The following is a 5655-nucleotide window of genomic DNA, read 5'->3' on the forward strand; positions in this document are numbered from 1 at the left end:
CGCAACGAAGCCGAGGCGCAGGCTCAGGCCCCTGGCAAGACGCTGAAGCGCGACGAAGATGTGCTCGACACCTGGTACTCGTCGGCGCTGGTGCCCTTCAGCACCATGGGCTGGCCCGAACCAGGTGATGCCGCGACCGACGACTACAACCTCTACCTGCCCAGCAGCGTGCTCGTGACCGGCTACGACATCATCTTCTTCTGGGTCGCCCGGATGATCATGATGACCACCCACTTCACCGGCCGCGTGCCGTTCAAGCACGTCTACATCCACGGCCTGGTGCGCGACGCGCAAGGCCACAAGATGAGCAAGTCCGAAGGCAATGTGCTGGACCCGGTGGACCTGATCGACGGCATCTCGCTGGCCCCGCTGCTGGACAAACGCACCACCGGCCTGCGCAAGCCCGAGACCGCGCCCAAGGTGCGCAAGCAAACCGAAAAAGAATTTCCCGACGGCATTCCCGCCTACGGCGCCGACGCCCTGCGCTTCACCTTCGCCGCCCTGGCCTCGCTGGGCCGCAGCATCAACTTCGACAGCAAGCGCTGCGAGGGCTACCGCAACTTCTGCAACAAGCTCTGGAACGCCACGCGCTTTGTGCTGATGAACTGCGAGGGCCAGGACTGCGGCCTGCAGGAGCACGGTGCAGACGCCTGCGTGCCGGGTGGCTACCTCAGCTTCACGCAGCCCGACCGCTGGATCGTCTCGCGCCTGCAGCGCGTGGAAGCCGAAGTGGCCAAGGGCTTTGCCGAATACCGCCTGGACAACGTGGCCAACACGGTCTACGACTTCGTCTGGAACGAGTTCTGCGACTGGTACCTGGAAATCGCCAAGGTGCAGATCAACACCGGCGACGCCGCGCAACAGCGCGGCACCCGCCGCACCCTGATCCGCACACTGGAAACCATTCTGCGGCTGGCGCACCCGGTGACCCCCTTCATCACCGAAGAGCTGTGGCAAAAAGTGGCGCCGGTAGCCGGCCGGGCGAGCGAATCGGTCAGCGTCGCCGCCTACCCGGTGAGCCAGCCCGAACGCATCGACCCCGAAGCAGAAGCCCATGTCGCCAAGCTCAAGGGCCTGGTAGATGCCTGCCGCAACCTGCGCGGCGAAATGAGCGTATCGCCCGCCACGCGCTTGCCGCTGTATGTGCTGGGCGACGACGTTTTCATGCAAACCGCGGGACCGGTGCTGCAAGCCCTGGCCAAACTGAGCGAAGTGAAGGTATTTGCCGACGAGGCCGGCTGGGCCGCTGCAGCCCAGGCCGCGCCGGTGGCGGTGGTGGGCGAGGCCCGCCTGTGCTTGTTCATGGAAATCGACGTGGACGCCGAAAAGGCCCGCCTGAGCAAGGAAATCGCGCGGCTGGAGGGCGAGATCGCCAAGGCCGGTACCAAGCTGGGCAACGAGGCCTTTGTGGCCAAGGCGCCTGCGGCGGTGATCGAACAGGAAAAAAAGCGGGTGGCCGGTTTCAGCGACACGCTGAGCAAGGTGCGGGAACAGCGCGCCCGTCTGGGGGCTTGAGCCTGCGGGCTGTGAAACCCCGGGGCGCTGGGTCGCGCCCGCAGCCCGTTTCAGCCCATCAGCCCAAGACGGAGCGGGAGCTGTCGCCCGGGTCTATGGTGTCGACATAGTCCAGGCTGTCGAGCACCGAAAAATCGCTCATCGGCGTTTCCACCCGGCTGTGCATGGGCGACAAGGATTCGTGGATCCGGTAGGCCACATACCAGCTGGCGCGCAGCTTGGCCTCGCGGGTGTGCGAACCCAGGCGGGGCGTCAAATGCAGGTTCGGGATACCGTGCAGCGGCGTGCCTTCGGCGGCAAATCCGGGCGATGCCCCATCCATCAAACAGGCGTCGATGCGGCCATCGGTCAGCGCCAGCGCCAGCGCTTCGGGCTCGAACAACGAACTGCGGCTCACGCTGACCCAGAGCTGGCCCGGCTTGCAGTGGTTGAGCAAGCGCTCGTTGAGCCAGCCACGGAAACGCGAGGCGTACACCACCTGCAGCGAAACCGCGTCGGATTTGGACAGCAAGTCGTTCACCGTCACCGGTTCCACGCCCAGCTTGCCCCACAGCGGAGCGGCGTGGTGCACTGCGGGGTCGTAGCCCACCAGGCGCACCCCCAGGGCATTGAGCATGGGCGCCAAGGTGTGGGCCACCGGCGCCAGCCCGAGCAAGCCCACCGTGCTGCCCGCCAACTCGCGCCCCATGCGCACCTGCGACAGCGCTCGGCCCAGCAAGGCGCTGACCATGCCGCGGCGGTACAGCATGAGCAATCCGTACAAGATGTATTCGGCGTTCGAGCGCACGGTGGCGCTGCGCGCCTGCACCACGCGCACATTGCGGCGCGCACAGGCGTCCAGGTCGGTGTTGTCGCTAGAGACCTGCATGCGGGCCACCAGCTGCAACTTGGGCGCAAAGTTCAGAAACTCTTCGGACACCACCACATGGGTGGGCAAGACGATGGCGCGGGTCTTGTATGCGGCGTTGCGCAAGGCCACCGGATCGTCGCCCAGCTCGGGACGAAACGCCACCTCGTGCCGCTCCTGGAGCCAGGCCAATGCCTCCGGCACCAGCGGGTCAACCAACAAGACGTCCATGGGTCCGGGTCGGTTCCGTGGGTCGCTCAGCGAACGCGCCAAGCCCGACTCAGCGCCGCTTGAGCACGCTGACGTGCTCGCCATCGGCGGAATGTTGCTCCACCAGTTCGTTGCCGGTCTGCTTGGCAAAGGCCTGGAAATCGCGCACGGAACCCGCGTCGGTGGAAACCACGCGCAGCGTTTGCCCACTGGTCAACTCGGCCAGGGCCTTCTTCGCCTTCAGGATCGGCAAGGGGCAATTCAGGCCGCGTGCGTCCAACTCTTTGTTGATATTCATGCCATTTTCCAAAAAATTGTCCTGATCTTAAGCAAAAACGGGGCGGCACGAACGTTTTGTTACATGACAAAACCCCGTCAATCCACGATTTTTGCGCACCACCATGCCGCAGGCATGTCGTCGCCATTTCACCACAACGCGGTCGGTGGGTCCTGTAGCAGGTCCTCTGCAAACCCAGGATTGGCGCACGCCAGCCCGTTCAACGGCTGGTGGGCCACTCCATGAACGCGGGCTCGTGACCGGTGGATCGCAGCCAGTCGGCCAGGGCCAAACCCGTGCCGGCGGGCCAGCACTTGATCTGCTCGGGCGCCAGCAACTTGTATTCGGCCAGTTCGGGCGACAGCACCACTTCGCCGTGGGCTTGCGCGTGGTAGGTGATGATGATCTGGTTCATGCGCTGGAAATCGTGCACCCCCACCAGCGAGAGCGCGCTCACTTCCAGTGCCGTTTCTTCGGCGATCTCGCGGCGAATACCCTCTTCCGGGGTTTCGCCCGCCTCCATGAAACCGGTGATCAGACCAAACATCCGGTTGGTCCAGGCGGCGTTGCGCGCCAGCAAGATCCGGTCGTCCAGCTGCACGATGGCCGCCAGCACCGGTGTCGGGTTGTTCCAATGGGTGAACTCGCAAGCCGTGCAACGCAGGCGCTGCTTGAAGCCGCCGTCTTCTTGCGCGCCGACCAGCGCCAGCGGCGTGGCACAGGCCGGGCAAAAACGAAAGCCACCGCCTCCAGAGGGTGCCGGGGCGCTCATGCTGGAAACACGCCGGTGGAGAGGTAGCGGTCACCCCGGTCGCAGACGATGAAGGCGATGGTGGCGTTTTCCACCTGGGCCGCCACTTGCTGCGCCACCCAGCAGGCACCGGCCGCCGAGATGCCGCCAAAAATGCCTTCTTCCCGCGCCATGCGTCGGCACATCTCCTCGGCATCGGACTGGCTCACGTAGACCATTTCGTCCACGTGGGTGGGGTCGTAAATCTTGGGCAGGTATTCGGTCGGCCATTTGCGGATGCCCGGGATGCGCGAGCCTTCGCTGGGTTGGGCGCCGATGATGCGCACCGCCGGGTTCTTTTCTTTCAGGAACCTGGACACGCCGGTGATGGTGCCGGTGGTACCCATGGCGCTCACGAAGTGGGTGATGCGCCCGCCGGTCTGCTCCCACAGTTCGGGACCGGTGGTCTCGTAGTGGATGCGCGGATTGTCCTGGTTGGCGAACTGATCGAGCACCCGGCCCTTGCCCTCTGACTGCATCTTTTCAGCCAGATCGCGGGCGTATTCCATACCGCCGCTCTTGGGTGTGAGGATCAGCTCGGCACCAAAGGCCTTCATGGTCTGCGCACGTTCGATGGACAAGTCCTCCGGCATGATCAGCACCATGCGGTAGCCCTTGATGGCCGCCGCCATGGCCAGAGCGATGCCGGTGTTGCCCGAGGTGGCTTCGATCAGCGTGTCGCCGGGTTTGATATCGCCCCGCTCCTGCGCACGCCGGATCATGGACACAGCGGGCCTGTCCTTCACGGACCCCGCCGGGTTGTTGCCCTCGAGCTTGCCCAAAATCACGTTGCCGCGTTCGCGGCACAGCTCGGCGCCTATGCGCTGCAGAGCCACCAGCGGTGTGTGGCCAATGGCATCTTCGATCGTCGGATAATTCATGCTGCGACTGTGCCATAATTTCGGTCTCCCCGAATTCTGCCCGGGTGGTGAAATTGGTAGACGCAGGGGACTCAAAATCCCCCGCCAGAGATGGCGTGCCGGTTCGATTCCGGCCCCGGGCACCACAGATAAGGCCGCACAGTTCACAAAACTGTGCGGCTTTTTTCTTGGTGCAACGAGCCAGCGCGAGCGAATAGCCAAAGATCGGTGCAGGTCCAGCTTCACCGGCCATCACCGCTCGGCAAACGCTCCAGCTCGTCCTTGAGCATGCGCTGGTAGATCTTGGGCAGCTCGCGGCTCATGCTGTTGCTTTCAATGCCGTAGCCCAGGCTGGTCCAGGTGCCAGAAAGCCGCCGCAGCACCGTTTGCGTCTTGCCCTGGCGCAGCAGAGCGGGCAGATCGGCGCGCCAGGCATCGGTATCGGACAACCAGGCATGGACCACCAGGTCTTGGTACACCGGCTCGAAACTCAACCGGCCATCATCGGTCTGGCCCGGTATGCGCTTGGGGTGGTGGCGCAGGGCCAGCGCCACCCAGGTGGAATACAACAGCTGGTAGCGCCCGGCAGCGGTCGAGCAATTGCCCCGGTTCGGGCCGCGGCCAATGGGTTCGCAGCGGTTGGGGTGTTCGTCCAGCGTCCAGACAAAGCTGTGGCCGTGCAGCACATGGTAGGGCCGCAAGACGTTGGATTCGCTGGCCGAGATGGTGCGCATGAGCGCCCGCACATAGGGGTCTCCCCCTTGCATCACCAGCGCCTGCGTGCCGGGCAGCAGCAGCAGGGGCCGCCACCACCACAGCAGCAAAAGCATCAAAGCCATCACCGCCAGACTCAAGCCCACACGGCTCGCCAGGGCACGTTCGCGCAGCCACACCCAGCCGGATACGGCGGGTTCGGGTGTGTCGTGCTCAGGAGGTGGGTTCATGCTGAAAAACCGTGGCCAGGAAGGATGCCCAAGGGTGAGAAGACGGAAGGCGGTGCGTGCGTTCAGGGTAAGCTGAGCCTGCGAGAATAGACAATTTTCCCCCAACCCAGATCCTCTGCTTGCGCCATGCTGTTGCCCTCTCTTGCTCTGCTTGTCGGACTGGCGCTGCTGGTGTGGAGCGCCGACCGCTTCGTGGAAGGCGCGGCCGCCAC

Annotated in this window: 6 protein-coding genes and 1 tRNA gene; 2 read left to right on the top strand and 5 right to left on the bottom strand. The window is 64.5% G+C overall.

Going from position 1 to position 5655, the window contains the following annotated elements:
* Positions 1–1515 (top strand): class I tRNA ligase family protein (locus tag ABYB95_RS15920; RefSeq protein ID WP_372659540.1); only part of this gene is annotated, 1515 nt, incomplete at its 5' end.
* Between the two features lie 58 nt (positions 1516–1573).
* Here the strand turns inward: ABYB95_RS15920 and ABYB95_RS15925 are convergent.
* The 4 genes from ABYB95_RS15925 to cysM all read right to left on the bottom strand — a co-directional run bounded on the left by ABYB95_RS15925 (position 1574) and on the right by cysM (position 4520).
* Positions 1574–2593 carry an NAD(P)-dependent oxidoreductase gene (locus ABYB95_RS15925; RefSeq protein ID WP_372659541.1) on the bottom strand — a complete coding sequence of 340 codons (1020 nt, stop codon included), beginning with the start codon at positions 2591–2593 and terminating at the stop codon, positions 1574–1576.
* A gap of 49 nt (positions 2594–2642) precedes the next feature.
* Positions 2643–2870 (bottom strand): sulfurtransferase TusA family protein, encoded by a 228-nt coding sequence (locus tag ABYB95_RS15930; protein ID WP_372659542.1) that lies wholly within the window; start codon positions 2868–2870, stop codon positions 2643–2645.
* Between the two features lie 199 nt (positions 2871–3069).
* Entirely contained in the window at positions 3070–3621 is a 552-nt protein-coding gene (locus ABYB95_RS15935) for an NUDIX domain-containing protein (RefSeq protein ID WP_372659543.1), read from the bottom strand.
* Positions 3618–4520: a cysteine synthase CysM gene (gene cysM / locus ABYB95_RS15940; RefSeq protein ID WP_372659544.1), complete on the bottom strand. Its 903-nt coding sequence runs from the start codon at positions 4518–4520 to the stop codon at positions 3618–3620. The genes ABYB95_RS15935 and cysM overlap by 4 nt, the downstream gene beginning before the upstream one ends.
* A gap of 38 nt (positions 4521–4558) precedes the next feature.
* On the opposite strand from cysM, the gene ABYB95_RS15945 reads away from it, so the two are divergent.
* Positions 4559–4645 (top strand) — tRNA-Leu (locus ABYB95_RS15945).
* A 96-nt stretch (positions 4646–4741) separates the two neighbouring features.
* Here ABYB95_RS15945 and ABYB95_RS15950 read toward each other — a convergent pair.
* The gene (locus ABYB95_RS15950) at positions 4742–5443 is read right to left on the bottom strand and encodes a hypothetical protein (protein ID WP_372659545.1); all 702 of its coding nucleotides are present in this window, start codon (positions 5441–5443) and stop codon (positions 4742–4744) included.
* Between the last annotated feature and the right edge of the window lie 212 nt (positions 5444–5655).

The organism is Hydrogenophaga sp. (genome assembly GCF_041633695.1).
Taxonomy (GTDB): Bacteria; Pseudomonadota; Gammaproteobacteria; order Burkholderiales; family Burkholderiaceae_C; genus Hydrogenophaga.

Coding starts and splice junctions, on each gene's coding strand:
- ABYB95_RS15935 (WP_372659543.1), bottom strand. CDS start 3,621: ATGAGCGCCCCGGCACCCTCTGGAGGCGGTGGCTTTCGTTTTTGCCCG.
- ABYB95_RS15930 (WP_372659542.1), bottom strand. CDS start 2,870: ATGAATATCAACAAAGAGTTGGACGCACGCGGCCTGAATTGCCCCTTG.
- cysM (WP_372659544.1), bottom strand. CDS start 4,520: ATGAATTATCCGACGATCGAAGATGCCATTGGCCACACACCGCTGGTG.
- ABYB95_RS15925 (WP_372659541.1), bottom strand. CDS start 2,593: ATGGACGTCTTGTTGGTTGACCCGCTGGTGCCGGAGGCATTGGCCTGG.
- ABYB95_RS15950 (WP_372659545.1), bottom strand. CDS start 5,443: ATGAACCCACCTCCTGAGCACGACACACCCGAACCCGCCGTATCCGGC.